Annotated in this window: 20 protein-coding genes; 9 read left to right on the forward strand and 11 right to left on the reverse strand. The window is 66.3% G+C overall.

Features of this window, described 5'->3' with window-relative positions:
* Positions 1-81 precede the first annotated feature (81 nt).
* Together ACFQ9R_RS30405 and ACFQ9R_RS30410 are read right to left on the reverse strand one after the other, a co-directional pair.
* The gene (locus ACFQ9R_RS30405) at positions 82-2112 is read right to left on the reverse strand and encodes an FAD-dependent oxidoreductase (RefSeq protein WP_378995503.1); all 2031 of its coding nucleotides are present in this window, start codon (positions 2110-2112) and stop codon (positions 82-84) included.
* Positions 2109-2663: a PadR family transcriptional regulator gene (locus tag ACFQ9R_RS30410; RefSeq protein WP_378995505.1), complete on the reverse strand. Its 555-nt coding sequence runs from the start codon at positions 2661-2663 to the stop codon at positions 2109-2111. Before ACFQ9R_RS30410 ends, ACFQ9R_RS30405 begins: the two co-directional genes overlap by 4 nt.
* Before the next feature lie 109 nt (positions 2664-2772).
* Between ACFQ9R_RS30410 and ACFQ9R_RS30415 the strand changes: the two genes are divergently transcribed.
* Positions 2773-4110 carry an MFS transporter gene (locus tag ACFQ9R_RS30415; protein ID WP_378995507.1) on the forward strand — a complete coding sequence of 446 codons (1338 nt, stop codon included), beginning with the start codon at positions 2773-2775 and terminating at the stop codon, positions 4108-4110.
* Positions 4111-4162: 52 nt separating this feature from the next.
* Here ACFQ9R_RS30415 and ACFQ9R_RS30420 read toward each other — a convergent pair whose 3' ends face one another.
* Positions 4163-4810: a TetR family transcriptional regulator gene (locus ACFQ9R_RS30420; RefSeq protein WP_378630033.1), complete on the reverse strand. Its 648-nt coding sequence runs from the start codon at positions 4808-4810 to the stop codon at positions 4163-4165.
* Between the two features lie 155 nt (positions 4811-4965).
* On the opposite strand from ACFQ9R_RS30420, the gene ACFQ9R_RS30425 reads away from it, so the two are divergent.
* Genes ACFQ9R_RS30425 through ACFQ9R_RS30435 form a run of 3 tightly spaced genes read left to right on the forward strand, consistent with a single transcriptional unit; the run spans position 4966 to position 7560 of the window.
* The gene (locus ACFQ9R_RS30425; protein WP_378995509.1) at positions 4966-6057 is read left to right on the forward strand and encodes a ferredoxin reductase; all 1092 of its coding nucleotides are present in this window, start codon (positions 4966-4968) and stop codon (positions 6055-6057) included.
* 36 nt (positions 6058-6093) lie between these two features.
* Entirely contained in the window at positions 6094-7242 is a 1149-nt protein-coding gene (locus ACFQ9R_RS30430) for a fatty acid desaturase family protein (RefSeq protein WP_378995511.1), read from the forward strand.
* The gene (locus tag ACFQ9R_RS30435; protein WP_378995513.1) at positions 7243-7560 is read left to right on the forward strand and encodes a hypothetical protein; all 318 of its coding nucleotides are present in this window, start codon (positions 7243-7245) and stop codon (positions 7558-7560) included.
* A gap of 4 nt (positions 7561-7564) precedes the next feature.
* On the opposite strand, the gene ACFQ9R_RS30440 is transcribed toward ACFQ9R_RS30435, so the two are convergent.
* Entirely contained in the window at positions 7565-8095 is a 531-nt protein-coding gene (locus tag ACFQ9R_RS30440) for a DUF4254 domain-containing protein (RefSeq protein ID WP_378995515.1), read from the reverse strand.
* Positions 8096-8430: 335 nt separating this feature from the next.
* Between ACFQ9R_RS30440 and ACFQ9R_RS30445 the strand changes: the two genes are divergently transcribed.
* On the forward strand, positions 8431-8751 hold the full coding sequence (locus tag ACFQ9R_RS30445) for a hypothetical protein (protein WP_378629895.1): 321 nt from the start codon (positions 8431-8433) through the stop codon (positions 8749-8751).
* A 2-nt stretch (positions 8752-8753) separates the two neighbouring features.
* Here ACFQ9R_RS30445 and ACFQ9R_RS30450 read toward each other — a convergent pair whose 3' ends face one another.
* The 4 genes from ACFQ9R_RS30450 to ACFQ9R_RS30465 all read right to left on the reverse strand — a co-directional run bounded on the left by ACFQ9R_RS30450 (position 8754) and on the right by ACFQ9R_RS30465 (position 12247).
* Complete coding sequence (locus ACFQ9R_RS30450) at positions 8754-9746, reverse strand: ATP-binding cassette domain-containing protein (protein WP_378995517.1); 993 nt, start codon at positions 9744-9746, stop codon at positions 8754-8756.
* A 2-nt stretch (positions 9747-9748) separates the two neighbouring features.
* Positions 9749-10582 carry an ABC-2 family transporter protein gene (locus ACFQ9R_RS30455; RefSeq protein ID WP_266298325.1) on the reverse strand — a complete coding sequence of 278 codons (834 nt, stop codon included), beginning with the start codon at positions 10580-10582 and terminating at the stop codon, positions 9749-9751.
* Positions 10575-11438 (reverse strand): ABC transporter permease, encoded by an 864-nt coding sequence (locus ACFQ9R_RS30460; RefSeq protein WP_378995519.1) that lies wholly within the window; start codon positions 11436-11438, stop codon positions 10575-10577. Before ACFQ9R_RS30460 ends, ACFQ9R_RS30455 begins: the two co-directional genes overlap by 8 nt.
* Before the next feature lie 275 nt (positions 11439-11713).
* Positions 11714-12247 (reverse strand): OmpA family protein, encoded by a 534-nt coding sequence (locus ACFQ9R_RS30465; RefSeq protein ID WP_378995521.1) that lies wholly within the window; start codon positions 12245-12247, stop codon positions 11714-11716.
* A gap of 411 nt (positions 12248-12658) precedes the next feature.
* Between ACFQ9R_RS30465 and ACFQ9R_RS30470 the strand changes: the two genes are divergently transcribed.
* Entirely contained in the window at positions 12659-13225 is a 567-nt protein-coding gene (locus ACFQ9R_RS30470; RefSeq protein WP_378995523.1) for a nucleoside deaminase, read from the forward strand.
* A gap of 1 nt (position 13226) precedes the next feature.
* Positions 13227-14198 (forward strand): antibiotic biosynthesis monooxygenase, encoded by a 972-nt coding sequence (locus tag ACFQ9R_RS30475; protein ID WP_378995526.1) that lies wholly within the window; start codon positions 13227-13229, stop codon positions 14196-14198.
* Between the two features lie 118 nt (positions 14199-14316).
* Here ACFQ9R_RS30475 and ACFQ9R_RS30480 read toward each other — a convergent pair whose 3' ends face one another.
* Entirely contained in the window at positions 14317-15135 is an 819-nt protein-coding gene (locus ACFQ9R_RS30480) for an MBL fold metallo-hydrolase (RefSeq protein ID WP_378995528.1), read from the reverse strand.
* A gap of 108 nt (positions 15136-15243) precedes the next feature.
* On the opposite strand from ACFQ9R_RS30480, the gene ACFQ9R_RS30485 reads away from it, so the two are divergent.
* Positions 15244-15852 carry a helix-turn-helix domain-containing protein gene (locus ACFQ9R_RS30485; protein ID WP_378995530.1) on the forward strand — a complete coding sequence of 203 codons (609 nt, stop codon included), beginning with the start codon at positions 15244-15246 and terminating at the stop codon, positions 15850-15852.
* Positions 15853-15934: 82 nt separating this feature from the next.
* Here ACFQ9R_RS30485 and ACFQ9R_RS30490 read toward each other — a convergent pair whose 3' ends face one another.
* Positions 15935-16342, reverse strand: coding sequence for a RidA family protein (locus ACFQ9R_RS30490; protein WP_378995532.1), 408 nt, complete (start codon positions 16340-16342; stop codon positions 15935-15937).
* A gap of 228 nt (positions 16343-16570) precedes the next feature.
* On the opposite strand from ACFQ9R_RS30490, the gene ACFQ9R_RS30495 reads away from it, so the two are divergent.
* A complete protein-coding gene (locus ACFQ9R_RS30495) occupies positions 16571-19315 on the forward strand; it encodes an AAA family ATPase (RefSeq protein WP_378995534.1) in 2745 nt (914 codons plus the stop codon).
* On the opposite strand, the gene ACFQ9R_RS30500 is transcribed toward ACFQ9R_RS30495, so the two are convergent.
* On the reverse strand, positions 19304-19951 hold the full coding sequence (locus ACFQ9R_RS30500) for a TetR/AcrR family transcriptional regulator (protein ID WP_378995536.1): 648 nt from the start codon (positions 19949-19951) through the stop codon (positions 19304-19306). The two genes, ACFQ9R_RS30495 and ACFQ9R_RS30500, sit on opposite strands and share 12 nt — an antisense overlap.
* Positions 19952-19980: the final 29 nt, after the last annotated feature.

Below are 19980 nucleotides of genomic sequence, written 5' to 3' on the forward strand. Positions count from 1 at the left end.
CCGTTGCGTCCGCGGCGTAGCCGCCAGCAACGGTGGCTAACTCGCGGCCCTCAGGGGCCGCGCTCGAGCGCGCCAGCGCTCCTACAACACAGCCGCCAGGCGAGTGCCCTGGTTGATCGCGCGCTTGGCATCCAGTTCGGCGGCCAGGTCGGCGCCGCCGATGAGGTGCAGGTCGACACCCGCGGCGCGCAGCGGCTCTTCGAGTTCGCGCACGGATTCCTGTCCGGCGCAGACGATCACGTTGTCGACCTCGATCACCCGCGGGTTCTCGTGCTTCTCGCCGAAGCTGATGTGCAGGCCCGCGTCGTCGATGCGGTCGTAGTTCACGCCGCCGACCTGCTCGACACCCTTGGCCTTGAGGGCCGCGCGGTGCACCCACCCGGAGGTCTTGCCGAGGTCCTTGCCGAACGGGGTCGACTTGCGCTGCAACAGCACCACGTCGCGCGCCGCGGGGGAGGGCTTGGGCTCCTTGAGCTGGCCGGGCGCCTGCTCGTTCTCGGAATCGACGCCCCACTCCTCTTTCCACTCGTCGAGCTTGAGCGTGGGATGTCCTTCGACGGTGAGGTATTCGCTCACGTCGTAGCCGATGCCGCCCGCGCCGATCACGGCGACCTTCTTGCCGACCGGCTTCTCCTCCTTCACCAGTTCGGCGTAGGAGAGCACCATCGGGTGATCGATCCCGGGGATGTTGGGGATGCGTGGACGAACACCGGTCGCCAGGATCACCGAGTCGTACTTGCCCGCGATCAATTCCTCAGCGGTTACCCGCTTTTGGAGATGCAGGGTGACGCCGGTGACGTCGATCTTGCGGCGGAAGTAGCGGATCGACTCGTCGAACTCCTCCTTGCCGGGGATGCGGCGGGCGATGTCGAACTGGCCACCGATCTTGTCGTCGGATTCGAACAGGTCGACGCGGTGGCCGCGCTCGGCCAGACTCACCGCGGCCGACAGCCCGGCCGGGCCCGCACCGACGACGGCGATTCGCTTGGCGCGCCGAGTCGGCAGCAAGTTCAATGTGGTCTCGCTGCCCGCACGCGGGTTGACCAGGCACGACACCTTCTTGTTGCCGAAGGCGTGGTCGAGGCAGGCCTGGTTGCAGGCGATGCAGGTGTTGATCTCGTCGGCCCGATCCTGCTCGGCCTTGTTGGCCCATTCGGCGTCGGCCAGCAGCGGGCGGGCCATGGAGATCAGCGCCGCGTCACCGCGGGTCAGGATCTCCTCGGCGACCTCGGGCATGTTGATCCGGTTCGAGGCGCAGACCGGGATGTTCACCTTGCGCGCGATCTTGGCGGTGAACTCCACGAACGCCGCGCGCGGCACCGAGGTGACGATGGTGGGCACCCGCGCCTCGTGCCAGCCGATGTCGGTGTTGAGGATGTCGACGCCGACGGCCTCCAATTCCTGTGCCAGGGCGACGATTTCGTCGAAGGTCTGGCCCTTCTCCACGAGCTCGGCCATCGACAACCGGAACACGATGATGAAATCGGGGCCCACCTCGGCGCGGATGCGGCGGGCGATCTCGACGGGCAGCCGACGCCGGTTCTCCGGGGTGCCTCCCCACTTGTCGGTGCGCTTGTTCACCCGCGGTGCGAGGAACTGGTTGAGGAAATAACCCTCACCGCCCATGATCTCGCAGCCGTCGTACCCGGCGAACTTGGCCAGGCCCGCGCAGCGCGCGTAATCGTCGATGGTGCGCTCCACGCCCTTCGACGACAGCGCCCGAGGCTTGAACGGGTTGATCGCGGACTTGATCGCCGACGCCGAAACGCTGGTCGGCATGTAGGAATAGCGCCCCGCGTGCAGGATCTGGATGGCGATCTTGCCGCCCTCGGCGTGCACCGCCTTGGTGATCGTGCGATGCCGGTACGCCTCGGTCTTGTTGGTGAGCTTGCCGCCGAGCGGCAGCAACCAGCCGGTGCGGTTGGGGGCGTAGCCGCCGGTGATGATCAGGCCGACACCGCCGCGGGCACGCTCGGCGAAGTAGGCGGCCAGTTTGTTGGTGTCCCAGGCGCGGTCCTCGAGACCGGTATGCATGGAGCCCATGACCACGCGGTTGCGCAGCGTGGTGTGGCCGAGGTCGAGTGGCTCGAACAGATGGGGATAGGCAGTCATGGGCGGTCGTCACCTTTTCGCGGTCGCAGGGCCTGCAGTACTTCGTCGCACCATTCGAGGTAGCCGGTCTCCGCGCGGATGCCCGCGCGAAGCACCAGATACTGGTGCAGAGCGGTGCCGGAGAGCTGGTCCGGCACCGGGAAGAATTTCTTTTCGCTGAGGCGGTACTCGTCGAGGCGCTGGGCGTGCTGGCCGCGATGGCGCTGCACCTCGGCGCAGACGGCATCGATGTCGCCGTACGCGGCGGCGCGGATCTTCACGCCCAGTTCGTCGCGGGCGGGGGTGGCATCGGTGGGCTCGGCGAGCCAGCGGGCGATCTCGGCCTGACCGGCCGGAGCCACCGAGTACACCTTCTTGTCGGGTTTGCCCTGCTGGTTCACCGATTCGACGGTGACCCAGCCGGAGGACTCCATCCGCTTGAGCACCCGGTAGATCTGCTGGTGGGTGGCACTCCAGAAGTAGCCGATCGACTTGTCGAATCGGCGAGCGAGCTCATACCCCGACCCGGCCCGCTCGGTGAGCGAGACCAGTAGCGCGTGCTCCAGTGCCATGGCACGAGAGTATCCGGAACGCTGGGTACTATGCAACCAGGTTCATATGAACTGACGGCGCGGATGTAATAGACGGCGGGGGTGCCGGTTCGCCGTTACTCTTCGGCTTATGACCGAGGTGAACGCGGCCGAAACCGTCGGCGAGGCGGCCGGACGCGGGCAGGTGCTGGCGTGGGGACTCTGGGACTGGGGATCGTCGGCGTTCCAGGCTGTGACGCTGACCTTCGTCTTCGCGGTGTATCTCACCGACAAGGTGGGCGAGGATCTACCGGGCACGACCCCGGCCAGTGCGTGGCTGGGCTGGGCGCTGGCGGGGGCGGGACTGATCGTCGCGCTGACCGCGCCGGTCTGCGGGCAGTACTTCGACGCGGTCGGTTCCCGTAAACGGGCCTTGGCGACCTTGACGGCGCTGACGGTCGGCGCGATGTCGCTGATGTTCTTCGTGCGCGACGACTATCACGATCTCTGGCTCGGCCTGGCACTGCTCGCGTTCGCCTCGGCCACCTTCGAACTCGCCGGCGTCCCCTACAACGCGATGATGCGGCAGGTGTCGACACCTGCCACGGTGGGGCGGGTCTCCGGATTCGGCTGGGCGATGGGCTATTTCGGTGGCATCGTGCTGCTGCTGATCTGCTACGCGGGGTTCTTGGCCGGGGACGGTGACACCCGCGGCCTGCTCGCGATGCCCACCGATCAGGGCCTCAATGTCCGGCTCGTCATCGTGCTCGCGGCGGTGTGGTTCACGGTGTTCGCGCTGCCGGTGCTGTTCGCGGTCCCCGAGATGCCGCGCACCGGCGCCGACCCCGGCGCCGCGAAAGTCGGCTTCCTCGGTTCCTACCGGGTGCTCGCCCGGGACGTGCGGGAGCTGTGGGGTCAGGATCGGCACACGGTGTACTTCCTGCTGGCCAGCGCGGTGTTCCGGGACGGTCTGGCAGGCGTGTTCACCTTCGGCGGGGTGCTCGCGGTGACGGTGTACGGGTTCGCCGACGCCGATGTGCTGCTGTTCGGGATCGCCGCGAACGTCGTCGCGGGGGCGGCCGCGGTCGTGGCCGGGCGGTTCGACGACCGGATCGGGCCCAAGCGGGTGATCGTGGCGTCACTGGTCGGGATGCTCGGGTGCGGTCTCGCGCTGCTGATGGTGTCGGGCTCGACGATGTTCTGGATCTTCGGGCTCGCGCTCACGGTGTTCGTCGGTCCCGCGCAGGCCTCGGCCCGTTCGTTCCTGGCGCGACTGGCACCGCCGGGACGGGAAGGTCAGCTGTTCGGTTTGTACACCACGACCGGCCGGGCGGTGTCGTTCCTGGCGCCCGCCCTGTTCGGGGTGTTCGTCTCGACCTTCCACAGCGATCGCGCCGGCATCGCCGGACTTCTGGTCGTGCTGGCGGCGGGTCTGCTGGTGCTGCTCCCGGTGCGTGCGCCCTCGCGCGCGGTATCCGCCGATATGTGACACCTCACCGATGGGGCGCCCGTCGAATTGTGTGTACGCCCGTACTCTGAGTTCAGTCCGCGTTTTTGGGTACCCAGCCCGCGATGCCCAACGCGATCAGGCGCATCTGCATCACGGTGCGCTCCACGATCGCCGATTCCTCACGGGGGGTGGACGCGACGAACGCAGCGATACCGTCGGTCACGGTGGTGACCAGTAGATCCGCGGCGATCTCCAGCTCGGTGGTGCTCCACGAATCCAGTGCACGCAGGCGCGACAGATCGGCGACGATCTCGCGCACGATGAGCTGCATCTCCATCGCGATCGCCTGACGCAGCGGAGCAGGCCCGCCGTGACGCTCGCGAATGAGGAAACCGAACAGGGCGCGTTTGGCGCGAACCTGTTCGAAGACGAAGCGGACCGTATCGGCCAGATGCGCGTCCGGTTTCCGCCTGACCTCGCGCAATGCCAGCCGCAGCGCGGTGACGCCCTCGTCGACGATGGTCGCGCCGAGGTCGTCGAGCGAGGCGAAGTGGCGGTAGAAGGCGGTGGGCACGATGCCGGCCGAACGGGCGATCTCACGCAGGCTCAATGCCGCGAATCCGCGCTCCGAGGCCAAGGCCAGGGTGCCGTCGAGCAGGGCTGCCCGGGTATGCGCTTTGCGCTCGTTGCGGGTTCCTGCCTGCTCAGTCACATCGGTGAGCATACATCCGTTCACCATAGCGGCCTTCGTCATGATGTTGTCCGCCTCACATTATTGCCGGTTGACAGTGGCCCGGGGTCATCGGGCACACTGGTGAGTGTACAGACGTGCACTGAAATTTGAAGCGCACGTCGCAGGACTTCTCCGTACTTCGCAATAAGGGGCAACACGACATGGTGGGACTGATCGATCTGGTGCAGACGTTGACGACGCCGCACCCGCTGGACCGGTACCTGGAGCTCGTCCGCCCCGGGCTCACCGCTCGGGAGCTGCGCGCCGAGGTCACTCATGTCTCCCACGCGGTGCCCGGCTCGGTGACGCTCACCCTGCGCGCCTCACGGCAGTGGCGCGGCCACGCCGCCGGTCAGTACGTGCAGATCGGCGTCTCGATCAACGGCGTGCGCCACACCCGCTGCTACTCGCCGATCGACCCGGAGAGTCGTGGCGAGCGCTACCTGCAGCTCACCGTCAAGGCGCACCCGGGCGGGCTCGTCTCGAACTACCTGCACGCCAACGCGAAACCGGGCATGGTCGTCGACCTGGCGCCCGCCTCCGGTGTGTTCCACCTGCCCGAGCGTCGGCCCGACAAGGTGCTGCTGGTCAGCGGTGGCAGCGGGATCACGCCGGTACTGTCGATGTTGCGGACCCTCGACGCCGAGGGATACACCGGGCAGGTCACCTTCCTGCACTACGCCCGTCAGCCCGAGATGGTGCCGCATCGGGCCGAGCTGTCCTCGATCGCGCAGCGTCGCGCCAACTTCCGCATCGAATACCGCTACCCGGTCGAGCCGGGCACGGTGATCGACGGTGAAACCTCCACCGGCAGTGGATTCTTCGACTACGACGAGCTCGAGCGGGTGGCACCCTGGTTCGCCGACGCGCAGACCTTCGTGTGCGGGCCGCCGCCGCTGATGCGCGCGGTGCACACGATCTTCGAGGCCGAGGGTCTGCAAGACCGGGTGCTCAGTGAGGAATTCACACTCACCACGGTCCCGTCGGATCCGTCGGAGGCCACCGGCACCGTCACCTTCTCCGGCAGCGACGTCGCCGCCGACAACACCGGAGCAACGCTGCTCGAGCAGGCCGAAGCGTCCGGCCTGACCCCGGAATACGGCTGCCGCATGGGGATCTGCTTCTCCTGCACCGCGACCAAGGTCTCCGGCTGCACCCGCAATATCCGCACCGGCGAACTCGACGCCGAGCCCGACAAGCAGATCCAGGTCTGCATCAACACAGCTGTCGGCGACGTCGACATCGCACTGTAGAACGACACCGAAATACCAGCAAGGGGAGATACAGCCATGACGATCCTCACCGAAGGCAAAGACGGTCCGGTCATCCTGAGCCCGGAGCAGGTCGAAGAACTCGGCGCCGCGCTCGACGCGATCCGCGCCCGCGTCGTCGACGATCTCGGCGAACGCGACCGCGACTACATCTACAACATCATCAAGACCCAGCGCGGCTTCGAGATCGCCGGCCGCGGCCTGATGTACCTGGGCTTTCTGCCGCCGTTCTGGCTGGCCGGCGTCGCCGCCCTCGGTGTGTCGAAGATCCTCGACAACATGGAGATCGGCCACAACGTCATGCACGGCCAGTACGACTGGATGCGTGAGCGCGGCATCAACTCCCGCGAATTCGACTGGGACACGGTCTGCCCGGCCGACCAGTGGAAGCACTCGCACAACTACATGCACCACACCTACACCAACATCGTCGACATGGACCGCGACATCGGTTACGGCATCCTGCGGATCGACGAGGCGCAGAAGTGGAACCCCTACTACCTGGGCAACCCGCTCTACGCCTTCCTGCTGATGACGTTCTTCGAGTGGGGCGTGATGCTGCACGACCTCGAAGCCGACAACATCATCAAGGGCAAGCGCAAGTGGTCCGACCTCAAGCCGCTGCTCAAGGGGCAGGGCAAGAAGGCGGGCAAGCAGGTCCTCAAGGACTACGTGATGTTCCCGGCGCTCACCGGCCCGCTGTTCCTGCACACGCTGGCAGGCAACGCGGCCGCGAACCTGGTGCGCAATGTGTGGACCTACTCGATCATCTTCTGTGGTCACTTCCCCTCGGGCGTGCAGACGTTCTCCAAGGAGGAGACCGAGGTCGAGACCCGCGGTGAGTGGTACGTGCGTCAGATGCTCGGCTCGGCCAACATCAACGGCTCGCGGCTGTTCCACATCATGTCGGGCAACCTCTCGCACCAGATCGAGCACCACCTGTTCCCCGATATCCCGGCGAACCGGTACCCGGAGATCGCGCCCGAGGTGAAGGCGCTGGCCGAGAAGTACGGCCTGCCCTACAACACCGGTCGTTTCTCCAAGCAGATCGGTTCGGTCTGGGTCAAGATCTTCCAGCTCGCGCTGCCCGATCGTTTCGTGAAGAGGGCGCCCAAGCCCGGTGTTATCGTTATGCGTAATCGGAAGGCAACCGAAGTGGGCGTGTAAATGGTCGGCAAATTCGAAAGCAATAAGGATCTGGTCCAGGAACTGACGTCCTCCGGTGCCCAGCGGGTCGGCAAGATCGCGACTCTGATCACCGGAACGGTCGCCGAGGTCGCTCGGGAGATCGGTGAGTTCGTCACCGACGCGATCGAGATGCGAGAAGCCGCGGCCGCCGCTCGTCGCGACGCGGCGCAGGACCGGGCCGAGGCGGAGTTCGCGAAGGCGCGCGATGTCGAGACCGACCCGGTCGACCTCGACACCGCGACCGACGGCGATCTCGATTCGGCGCCCGTGTTCGCCGAGCCGGGCGACAAGGCCTGACGATTCACCACACCGGCAACCGCCTGCGGTGTTCGGTGACATCGGTGATCAGATCCCGGTAGCCGTCGGTCAATTCGGCAAGACGACACCACTGCAGATGGGTGCGAGCCTCCCGCTGCCGTGGTGTCGTTGTCGTTGGGGCCGGTCCCGCGATGGCCTGCTGGGCGGCGATCCATTTCGCCGCCATCCGGTCGATCACCGCGCCGAGGGTCTCGGTGTGCAGCGAGGCGCCGTCGCGGTGTTCCACATGGGCGGCGACCCAGCCGTCAATGCGGGCGATCAGCGCGCCGCGGTCGTTGTCGATGTCGTCGACCAGGCGCGCGCACGCCGCCCCGGTGCTGCTCGAGGCGGCGGGGTCGCGTGCCTGCTCCAGCACTCTGCGCCGGCGATCGTGGCAGCTCGCGAGCCCGCGGGCGGCGTCGAGAACCCGGTGCGGTGCCGGGTCGGGGTGGTCGGTTTCCAGAAAGGCCCGCAACAGCGCTGAAGGAGTCGGCAGCTGTGCGGCATCCAAACGGTGGCCGTGATCGATCGGCATGGGCACGCCCCCTGATAACACTGTTGTGCATGGATACGCCAGAGCCGAGGAGGATGGGTGTGGGGGTGCACTCCCCGGCACCGGCGTAGCCCCGCCCGGACGTCGACAAGAGTCCGCGACGCTGCGGGTGGAGAAGACGGCCCGGGGGAAATCGGGACCCTTTCAGGAAAGCGCGATTCGGCGCCGACGCGCAATAGCGTGGTGGACAAACCCGGTGGTCGGCGGAAATTGTTATCCACCATTACGGCCGGGTCTCCCCACGAGCACTCCCGGGTAACCGCGGTGGCACATTTCCGGCAATCATTTCGGCGCCGAATGCACTAACCTCGATAATTGTGCCCGCTTACGTCTCATCGCCCGAGCTGACCTTCGGGTTCCTGTTCGCCCTGGAGGACCCGGAGCGCATCGCCGATGTCGTGCGCGGCCTCATGGAACGCCGTGCGGTATCGGTGTTCCGGCTCGCGCGCCTGTCCGACGACGACGGCCCCCCCGAGCGCTACGTCGTGAACTGGGCTGCCATCCCGCAGATTTCGATCACCACCGGAGCCCCCGACGACGAGGAACTGCGCGCGCAGCGGATCATGCTGGTCAACGCCTTCCTGGGGGAGGGCGGCGAGGTGAGCATGTACTCGGGAAACCCGGACGGACCGAGCTGAATTCAGCGGGTCGACTCGTAGATCCGGCGGACTACGTCCTCGATATCGGGCTCCTCGATCGACAGATCGCGCACCTGCGCCCGGTCCGACACCGCCGCCAGTAAAGCCGCGGCAGTGGTCTTCTCGGCGTCGAACGCCAGGCGCTGGCGCATGCCGCCCGCCTCGCTGGACAGCAACTGTGCCCCACACGGCAGATCATCGAGATCCGGTGCGGGAGCGGCCAGGTCGACCACCAGCACCCGGCGCGCGCCGACGGTGGCGCCGAGCCCGGCCAGTGAACCGTCGTACACCAGCCTGCCGTAATCGACGACGAGCACCCGATCACAGAGTCGTTCGATATCGCCCATATCGTGGGTGGTGAGCAGCAGCGTGGTGCCGCGCTCGATCCGTTCGGCGCGCAGGAACTCCCGTAATCGTTGTTTGGACAGCACATCCAGGCCGATCGTCGGCTCGTCCAGGATCACCAGCTCGGGCGAATGCAACAGTGCGGCCGCAACTTCCGCGCGCATGCGCTGACCGAGCGAGAGCTGGCGGACAGGGGTGTCGAGGGTGTCGGCCATTTCCAGCTGTTCCACCAGTTCGTGGGTCCGCTTGTCGGCGATATCGGGATCGAGGCGATGGATCGCGGCCAGGATCGCGAACGATTCGTGCAGCGGCAGGTCCCACCACAGCTGCGAACGCTGCCCAAACACGACGCCGATGCGCGAGGCGAGCTCCTTACGCTGACGCACCGGCTCGAGGCCGCAGGTACGCACGGTTCCGGTGGTCGGCACCAGGATGCCGGTGAGCATCTTGATGGTCGTCGACTTGCCCGCGCCGTTGGCGCCGATGTAGCCGACCGCCGAGCCGCGTTCGATCCGGAAACTCATCCGGTCGACGGCGGTGATGGTGTCGCGATGTCGGCGCCAGCGGCTGCCGTTCTTGCGATAGACGGTGAATTGCCGGGTGAGGTCATCGATGTCGATGATCGGATCCTGGTGCTCGTGCTCGTCCATCGTTATCCCCCTCCTCCCTGATAGTGCCTCGTACCGATCCGCCATGCCGCCGATGCGAGCAGCCACACCCACGCCGCGGCGAGTGGCGTCAGCCACGCCGACCACGCGGGCAACAGTGGTGGGCCCGGCAAACCGAGCAGGGCGATCGTCGGCACGTATGCCGTGAACGCGACGGGAATCGCGAACCCGAACAACAGTTTCAGCGGTGTCGGGAACACCGAGGCCGGCTGCATCGCGGCGAACGAACCGCCGTAGGTGAAGCTGTTGGTGAGCTCGGCACCGTCGATCAAGAAGAACTGTAGTCCGGCCGCGCATACGAAAAGGCCACAGAACAGCGCGATTCCACTGATCAGGGTGATCACGATCAAGGTAACCGGGGCGATGCCCCAGTCGATATCGTTGCGCCACAGCCCGATCCCGAGCACGATCACCGCGACCGCGGCCCGCGCGAGTCTGCGTAACGAGATGTCACTGGTCACCAGCTGCAACAGCAACGGTTGTGGGCGAAGGTGATACGCGTCGAGGGTGCCCATCCTGATCATCGAGGGCAGGGAATCCAGATGCCCGACCGCGACCTGGGCCAGCGCGAAGGAGGTGTTGGACAGCCCGAACAGCAGCAGCGCGGCATCCACATCGAGGCCGCCGAGGGTCTTCACGTTGTGGAAGATGACCCACACCTCGGCGAACTCCACCAGCCCGATCAGGAAGGCACTGAACACCTCGGTGGCGAACGAAAGGCGGTACACCTGCTGTGCTTTCACACGCGAACGCAATACTGCGAGATAGGGAGTGAACCAGGTCCCGGCAACAACGCGCGCGGAATCCGGTTCAGCCACCCTGTACCTCCAGCCTGCGTTGTCCCGCCCGCAGCAACACCCTGCCGAGCAGTCCGATCACCAACACCCAGAAGCCTTGTATCGCAACGATGATCAAGGCGTCCGACCCGGCGGCGCGCCCTGACAGCGTATCGATCGGGGCCTGCAGGATGGAGGGAAACGGCGTAGACATGGCGACGACACGCAACCAGTCGGGGAACATGTGCACCGGGACGAAAAGCCCGGCCAGGAACGTTCCGACGATCTGATACAGCACCCGGATGCCGCGGATCTCGACCACCCAGAACCCGATCAGCGCCACCGCGAACAGGCACAGAAACGACAGGGCCACCGCGAGCAGCACACTGATCAGGCCGAGCAGATAGGCCACCGGCGTACTCGGCATCGACAAACCGAAGGTGGCGGCGCCGATGACGATGCTCGGCACCCCGCGCGGCAGGATCGTGCAGGCGGCGCGGCCCATGTCGGTGGCCAGGTAGCCGAGTTGCACGTCGATCGGACGCAGGAAATCGATCGCGACGTCACCGGTCTTGATCCGGTCGACCAGGTCGATCTGCGGTCCCATGAACTGAGTGGCGCCCAGTAACGCCTGCGACAACCACACATAGGCCCCGATGGTGCCCTCGTCGTACCCGCCGAAATCACCGGCGGCACGCACCGCCGCGACCATCACCGCCGCACGAACGAACCCGAACACACAGTTGGTGAACAGCCCGGCGAACATCGCCAGCTTGTATTGGGCCTGCCGCTTGAATCCCGCCCGCGCCAGCGTCCAATACACCCGGAAAGCCCCGGGCTTGCGACGTCGCCGCACCGCGAAGGCAAGCCCACCATCCCCCGCCACATTGCCCCGCACAATCAGTCAACTCTAGGCCGATCGCCACGAATCAGGACGAGAACGGCGCGGATCGCCGACGCCCGCCGCGCACCGGGCTATCGGCACATGCTCAGTCCTTGGGGAAGCCCGTCGCGAACAAGATCGCGATGGCGACCGAGCTGACCACGGAGATGGCAAGGATGATCCACATGGGGCGAAAGATTACCCGGCCGGGGGCACCACCCCGGCATCGCACCGCCGTGACCGGCATCAGTGCAGGTCACGGCGGTGTCTGGGAGGTCGGCGGCAGCCCGCTATTTGTCGACCACGGTGATCGCGGCCTCGTTGGCGTCGACCTCCGGGTCGGAGGGATTCGCGTCGGCCTTCACCGTGATGCGCGACTTGTCGATGCCGTCGCTCTCGAGGGCGGCCGCGATGTTGTCACCGCGCGCCTCGGCCAGGGATTTCGCCGAGGCGGTATTCGAATCCTCGGCGTAGGTCGTGATCTGGATCTCGGTGTCGTTGCCCCGCAACGGGACGGCTACCGCTTTGAGAGTCGCGACGGCAGCCGTGCTGAGATCGGAACTACCCGCGTCGAAGGTGATCGGTGCGGCGGCCAAGACCGTGTTGATCGCGTCCTGCACCGCTTGCTCCGCGGTGTCGCGCACCGTGCTCATCATCGAGGATGCCGTCGCGGCGACGCTGCTGCGCATGGCGTCGGTCTGGGTGGTCTGGGTGGTCGTGGTGGCTGCCGGTGCGGAGGAGTCGTCATCGGAGCTACACGCCGCGGTCATCAGCAGGACCACCGCGATCGAGGCGATCCCACAGACGCTGTTTCTGAGTTTCAACGGATTCTCCTTGTGTGTGAATGCCGGACAGTGGGTCGTGCGGAAGAGCTGCGGTTCGGCCGGTTCGCTGGATCGCAGAACAGTGCCGCGATGGCGAGAGTCACACAGCGGCGGCGTGTGCGGCTCACCCGAAAAGGGTGAGTCGGCCGAACATGGCGAACTCGGCACGGTTGCCGTCGGCCGCGCCCTGCCTCAGGACACGGAGCGGTGTCCAAAACCAGGCAAATGCGTCGCCATTGCGCACGCTGTTCCGCAGCGGTCGGGCCGGAGGTAGATTCGATATGCGGCAGAGGCTGAATTGCGTGTGCGGTCGGGCCGCGACGGCATCGAAAAGCCGTCAGGTGTGGCGCCGGGAGAATACGCCGTGTGCCTGTCAAGTGCGTCCGATCCACAATTCGAGGTGCAATACCTATGACACCGGATGAACTCATGGAAGAAGCATGCAGGCTGGCGAAAGAGTCTGTCGACAACGATTGGGGTGGACCGTTCGGCGCGGTGATCGCGAAGGACGGGGTGATCGTCGCGCGCGGGCAGAATCGGGTGCTGCTCACCGGTGATGCCACCGCACACGCCGAAATAGAAACCATCCGCAAGGCCACCCAGGTCCTCAACGGCGAGGCCCCGAGTATTTCCAAAGAGCATCAGAACGAGTCGACGCTCGAATTGGTCCCGCGACCTGAAGGATCACCCGACAAGGTCCCGGAACGCGCGAAGATGTTGATGGGGATGGAGATATTCATCAGCGGCGCACCGTGTCCCATGTGTATGAGCGCAATCTATTGGGCACGTCTCGACGCCGTGCATTTCGCGAGCGACCTGGCCGACACCAGCGAAATCGGCTTCGACGACGCGTATCAATACGAGGACTTCACCAGGCCCCTGCCCGAGCGGTCCGTGAAAATCGAACAGTTCCGCAGGGATCTGGGCGCCGAAGCGTACAAGACCTGGGCCGAAAAGGCCGATAAGCACCCGTACTGACATGACGGCCTCGAAGGCGCCGTCGCCGAGGCCCGCCGCGGCGACGGTGGTCATCACTCAGCAGCCCCGAGTCGGCCGCGAGAGCGAGTTCCGGCGGTGGCAGGCGGAGGTGAACGACGCTGCGGCGACCTTCCCCGGATTCCTCGGCGCCGACGTGACGCCACCGGGCGACGCTCAGTCCGACTGGTCGGTCGTCTATCGGTTCGACGACATCGTCAACCTCAAGCGCTGGCTCGCCAGCGATACGCGCGACGAACTTCTCGCCCGCGGAACCGGGCTGTTCGAACGGCCGTCGACGCAGCATGTGCTGGTCGACGAGCCGGCCGAAGAGGTAGCGACCGTCGTCGTCTCCCATCCCGTGGCAGCCGACCGCGAAACGGAATTCATCGCGTGGCAGGACCGGATGACCGAGGTCGAACGGACATTTCGAGGTTTTCGCGGATCCGGGCTGCACCGGCCGATCCCCGGTGTTCAGAGTGACTGGACGATCATCTATTCCTTCGCTTCGGCCGAACATCTCGACCATTGGCTCGAATCGCCCCAGCGCAAGGCCCTGCTCGAAGAGGCGCCGGACTTCAGGGACTTCGAGGTTCACCGAATCGCCAACCCCTACGGGTCGTGGTTTCCGCCGAGCCGGACCGGCGAGGACGGCGGTCCGGCATCGTGGAAGACGGCCCTGTCGGTCCTGGTAGGGCTGTATCCGACGGTCGTGATCCTCACTGTGATCATCGCCGAGGTCTGGCCCGGCGCGCAGCTGTGGATCAGCCTGCTGGTCGGGAACATCCTGTCGGTCAGCCTGCTGACCTGGGTGGTGATGCCGGTCGTCACCCGCGCGCTGGGATTCTGGATGCGATCGGACCCCCGCCCCGATCCCCGCACCGACCTGGTCGGTCTCGCCTGCTCGGTGGGTTTCCTGACGCTCGCCGCGATCTTCTTCTATCTGGTGACAAGGGTGTTCTGGACGCTCCCGTGACGTCGATTTCGTCAATAGGCCCGGTGAAGTCCAACTGTTCCCGGTTCGTCTCGGCTGGCAGGCGAGTTCGGCCTCCTGGGCCGCCATGACGAGCGTGGCCCCGCGCCGACAGGCTCGATCAGCCGATCGGTGGTGCGAGATATTCCAGCGCGTAACCATCGCCGGAGGGGGTTACGCGGGCGATGCCGGGTGAGTCGAGGTGGGCGCCTGCCACGAAGTGGTCCGGTTGAGTCAGCTGTTCGAGCAGGGCCGCTCGCGCGGCGCGGGCCTGGGACTGGTTGCCGTCGAACTCCCAGGTCACGTTCGGCTGATCGAATTGGAGCGTGGGGACGTGGACGGTGTCACCCCAGACGAGAAGGTGGCCGGTGGCGCTGCTGACGTCGTAGACGGTGTGACCGGGTGTGTGGCCCGGTGTCGGAATCGCGGTGACCCAGTCGTTGATCGTGACTTTCTCGGACACGGGTACGACCCGGTCGCGGATCGGCTCGAGCCGCCCCGTGAACACCGAGGTGTCGCCCGCGCCGATCCACACCCGCTCGAGTTCGGGGAACGCCTCCGAACCGTCCGGCGTGATCAGGCCGCTCACGTGGTCTTCGTGGTTGTGGGTGATGGCGACATCGGTGACCTGCGCCCGGTCGATTCCCGCTTCGTCGAGTGCGTCGTAGATCAATCCCATGGTGGGGTCGTGCCAGACGTCGGACGCGCCGGCGTCGATGAGAACCGACCGCGTGCCGTCGGTGACGAAGAAGGCGTTGACCGACAGCCGCAAGTTGTCGCCGGCCAGCGGCACGGCGGTCGGCAGCGCGGGGAGCGGGCGCCCGTCCTCGCCGCGGAGCCGTGTCGGTGGCATGTCGATGTACCCGTCTCGCAACGAGATCACCTGCAGACCGCCGAATTCGAACGTGGCATGGTGCCGACCACTCGAGATCAAACGCATGGAGCCTCCATCGTGTTGGGCGCGTATCGCGCCTCTCCGATGGAAGACTAAATCTTCTTTAGGAGAAAGTCTACACTGCAGCGAGGTATCCATCGATCGAGGAGCACGGTGGTCGAGCAAGACGCAAACGTGGCCGAATCACAGGATCGTGATGACCTGGCAGGCGCGTTCGGCCGTAACGTACGGCGACGCCGTGAGGAAGCGGGCCTGACGCTGGAACAGCTGTCCACACAGTCGTCGGTCAGCCGGGCGATGCTGTCCAAGGTCGAACGCGGTGAGAAGAGCCCGACAATCGGTGTCGCGTCCAGGATCGCCCACGCGCTCGACGCGTCGCTCTCGGACCTGGTCGGTGGAGCAGCTGCGGCCGCGTCCGGTGTGGCCGTTGTCCTGCGCAAGAACGATCGCCCCGTTTTCCGTGACCCGGAAACCGGCTTCGAACGGCACATGGTGTCGGCGGCCCCGGGGGCGGGAGGCGGCGAGATGGTTGTCCATTACCTCCCCGCACAGGTCTCTACCGGGTTGCTGCCCGCGTATCCGGCGGGTACGGAGAAGCAACTCGTGGTACTCGAAGGCACCCTCACCGTCGCGATCGGCGGGATCATCGAAATCCTGAATACAGGCGACTCCCTGTTCTTCCAGGCCGACGCGGACCACGGCTTCGCCAACCGAACGGACGCGCCCTGTGAATACATCATGGTCATCTCGCGCAGAACCTGAACGGCCGCAGCTCGCGGGCCCGGACGAGGCCGGCGGCCGATGGCCATGGTCGGCGTTTGCCGACCGTGGCCATCCTCATGAATCAGTCCAGGACGGCAGTGGCTTCGATCTCCACCAGGAGGTCGGGCCTCCACAGGGTCTGTACGCCGATGACGGTGACAGGAGGCAGCGGCGCACTGAAGCCGTCGGATTCCTGGGCCCGTGAGGTGCCTTCCCACAGTTCGTCGGCCATGTCGGTGGTCCAGCCGGCGACGTAGAAGGTCAATCGGGCGATGTCGGTGACATCGCCCCCCGCGCCCCTCACCGCTGTCGCGACGTTGCGAAGGGCATCATGGACCTGCGATGCGAGGTCGGTCGCGGTCGTTTCACCGAGAGGCGTCACGGCCAGCTGTCCGGCCAGCAGAAGCAGCCGCGACCCGGTGGTCGTGGCGACGGGCGCATAGTCCTTCTGTTGGAGCAGGCCGTCGGGGTGGCTGAGGTGCGCGGTCATCGTGGATCTCCTTCGTCTTCGGTCGCGAGCGCACTCGATGCCACGTCCACGGCGATCGAGTCCTGCCAGCGAGCCAACACCGTGTGGTCACCACACAGTCAAGATGTCCACGTCCGCGCACCCGTGCAGGCTCGACCGGGGTGGCAGCCGGCCCACTCTCGTGCGTCATGAACCACGCGGGGTGTTGTGTACCCTGCGGTGCAGGACATACTTGCGGATCGGACGCCTATGAAGCTGACGACGCTGCTGGGCCGTCGCGCGGAACGCGAGGCGGTCGAAAAGCTGCTCGAGGCCGCGCGCGTGGGTAACAGCGGGACGATCATCCTGCGCGGGCAACCCGGGATCGGCAAGACGGCGCTCTTGGACTATGCCCGAGAAGCCGGCAGCCCGGTCTTCCGCGTGGTGGGCTGCGTCGGTGTGGAGTCCGAGGCGCTCTTCGCTTTTGCCGCCCTGCACCAACTGTGCGCGCCGCTGCTCGACGAAGCGAAACGGCTTCCCGAGTCTCAGCGCGTCGCTATCGATGTGGCTTTCGGCAGTCGCGGTGGGCCTGCGCCCGATATGTTCCTGGTCGGCCTGGCGACATTGAACCTCCTGACCGACGCTGCCGAAGCTGCGCCCCTGCTGTGCCTCATCGACGACGCGCAGTGGCTCGACCCGGCGTCGGCGCAGGTCCTCGCGTTCGTGAGTCGGCGGATCGCACACGAGCGGGTGGCGATGATGTTCGCCTCACGCGAGCTCGAGACCGACGGCCTCCACCCCGTGACCGCCGATGCGGTGGAGTTGCGCCTGGAGGGCCTGCGGGATGCCGACTCGCGCTCGCTGCTCATGCGGGGGGCACACGCTCCCGTGGACGAGAAAGTGCGCGATCGGATCCTCGCAGAAGCGAGAGGTAACCCGTTGGCGCTGCTGGAGTTTCCGCGCCGCGCTCGTCTGACTGAACTCGCGGGAGGTTTCGAATCGCCCGGCGCGCTCAACGTTCCTCGTCGGATCGAAGAGGGATTCCGGCGTCGCTCGGCAGGGCTGTCCGAAGACGCCCAGCTCTTGCTTCTGCTCGCCGCAGCGGACGCGACCGGGGATGCGGTGCTGCTGTGGCGAGCAGCCGAAGAGTTGGGGATAACGCCGGCGGCCGTCGAACCTGCCCAGGAGACCGGGCTGATAGAAGTCGATACCAGAGTGCGGTTTCGTCACCCCTTGGTGCGCTCGGCTGTGTACCGGTCCGCTACGCCGGAGACTCGTCGCCGCGCTCACCGCGCACTCGCCGCAGCGACTGATCCCCGCACCGATCCTGATCGCCGAGCCTGGCACCACGCATCCGGGGTCGTGGGGGTCAGTGAGGACGCAGCGGCCGAACTCGAGCGATCCGCCGAACGGACACGCGCCCGCGGTGGCGTCGCGGCGGCGGCGGCATTCCTTCAGCGCGCCACGGAACTCACCCCTGAACCCGCGGTACGTGCACGGCGAGCGCTGGCGGCTGCGCATGCCAAACACGACGCGGGAGCATCGGCGGCCGCCGAGGAACTGCTCACGGTCGCCGAACTGGGCCCGCTCGATGAGCTCCAGCGCGCCCGAGTCGATCTACTTCGAGCGCGAATCACCTTTCATCTGACCCAGAGCAACGACGTTCCCGCGATGTTGCTCGAAGCCGCCAGGAACCTGACGGTTCTCGACCCGGCACTGGCGCGCGAAACCTACCTGCACGCCATCGACGCAGCCCTGGTCGTCGACGCCTCCAGCGTGGCCGAGGTTGCCGACGTGGCGCGATCGGCGCCGCCACCTCCGGGTGAACCGAGCCCGCCGGATCTGCTTCTCGACGCGTTGGTGGCGACATTCGCGATCGGGTACGCAGCGGGCGCCCCTCCTGTTCGACGCGCGATGGAAGCGTTCCGCGACCATGGCTTCGATGGGGAGGCGACGGGCGAGATGGGCAGCCGACGGTGGTTATGGCTGGCGACCCGAACCGCGGCGGCTTTCTTCGACGATGACATCGGCATCACGCTCGCCGACAGGAACGTACGGCTCGCACGCGAGGCGGGCGCGCTGACGACGCTTCCACTGTCCCTCGTCGCGTTGTCCTCGGCATTGGTTCTGACAGGCGACCTCTCCCGCGCCGCGGAAGTCGCGGCTGAGGAAGCTGCGATCACCACGGCGACAGATGCCGTACCGCTGCTGTACGGACAGCTCTACGTCGCCGCGTGGGGCGGGCACGAACTCGACACGCGAAGGTTGTTCAAGGCCAGTGTCGCGAACGCAGGTGAAAGGCTCTCCGAAGCGGCGACCGCACACTACGCGCTCGCGGTGCTTCTCAACGGTCTTGGCCAGTATGGGGCTGCGCGCGACGCTGCTGCCTGGTCGAACGAGATGGGCGAGCTCGTGAACAGCAGTCTCACCCTTCCCGAGCTGGTCGAGGCGTCGGTTCGGGCGAACGACCCGGATGGGGCAAGCGCTGCGGCGGACGAGCTCTCCACGCGAGCTGCCGCCAGCGGCACTGCCTGGGCGCTCGGGCTCGCCGCCCGTTCGCGAGCCCTCGTCACCACCGATCCCACCGCTGAGACCTGTTACCAAGAGGCGATCCGCCACCTTCAGAACAGCAGAATGAAAGGTCATCTCGCGCGGACCCACCTCGTCTACGGCGAGTGGTTGCGACGAGAAGGACGTCGACAGTCGGCTCGTGAACAACTTCGCACCGCACACGAGATGCTCACAGACATGCGCGCCGACGCGTTTGCCGCGCGCGCTGCACGGGAATTGCGCGCCACTGGACAGCATCCGCGCAATCGCTCAACCGAACCCGGCACCGAACTCACCGCTCACGAGCAACTGGTGGCTCGCCTCGTCGCGACGGGGTCAACCTCCAGGGAGGTGGCTACCCAGCTGTTCCTGAGTCCCCGCACTATCGATGCCCACCTGCGCAACATCTACCGCAAACTCGGCATCAGCTCCCGCAAACAGCTCCGCGACCTGCTAAACCCCTGAGGGAGCCTGCGGATCGGCCCGCTCCCGGACGGCTTGTTCGGAAGGCGGATAGGCGCCGCGCAGACGGAGCATGGTCGCCGTCACCACGGCACGGATGTCCGTTTCGCGCAATGGGGCGGAGAACAGCGCCGAACTGAACGAGAAGCCCTCGATCAGGGCGAACAGCAGCAGCGCCTCGCGGTGCAGCGCTTCCTCATCGATCGCACGGTCGGCCAGCGCATCACGCATCAGCGAGCGGATCACCTCCGCGCCCGCGAGAGAGGTCGCAGCGACGTCGGCCGCGAGCTCGGGGTCCGTGCGCGCCATGACGCGGTATTCGACCATGGCGATGTTCTCCTTGCGCTCCTGCTCGCTGGTGGGTGCGGCGAAGGCGATGACGTCCACGATCCGTGTTGCCGGGTCGTCGGACATCGTCGCGGCGCGATCCACGGCGCGCTGCATGAGGACGCCCAAGGTGAAGCGCATGACCTCGCGGACGGTGTCGCCGAAGTAGTACCGGATGCTCCCGATGGCCAAGCCGGTGCGTGCGGCGATCCGGGCGAGGGTCACCGAGCGGAGCCCGTGCTCGGCGATCTCGTCGATCACGGCGTCGGCGATCTGCTCCCGGCGGACATCCGGGTCAACTCTCTTGGGCACGAACCTGACTGTAGCGCTTTTAGCATGTA

This window comes from Nocardia sp. NPDC056541, from assembly GCF_042794235.1.
Lineage (GTDB): Bacteria > Actinomycetota > Actinomycetes > Mycobacteriales > Mycobacteriaceae > Nocardia.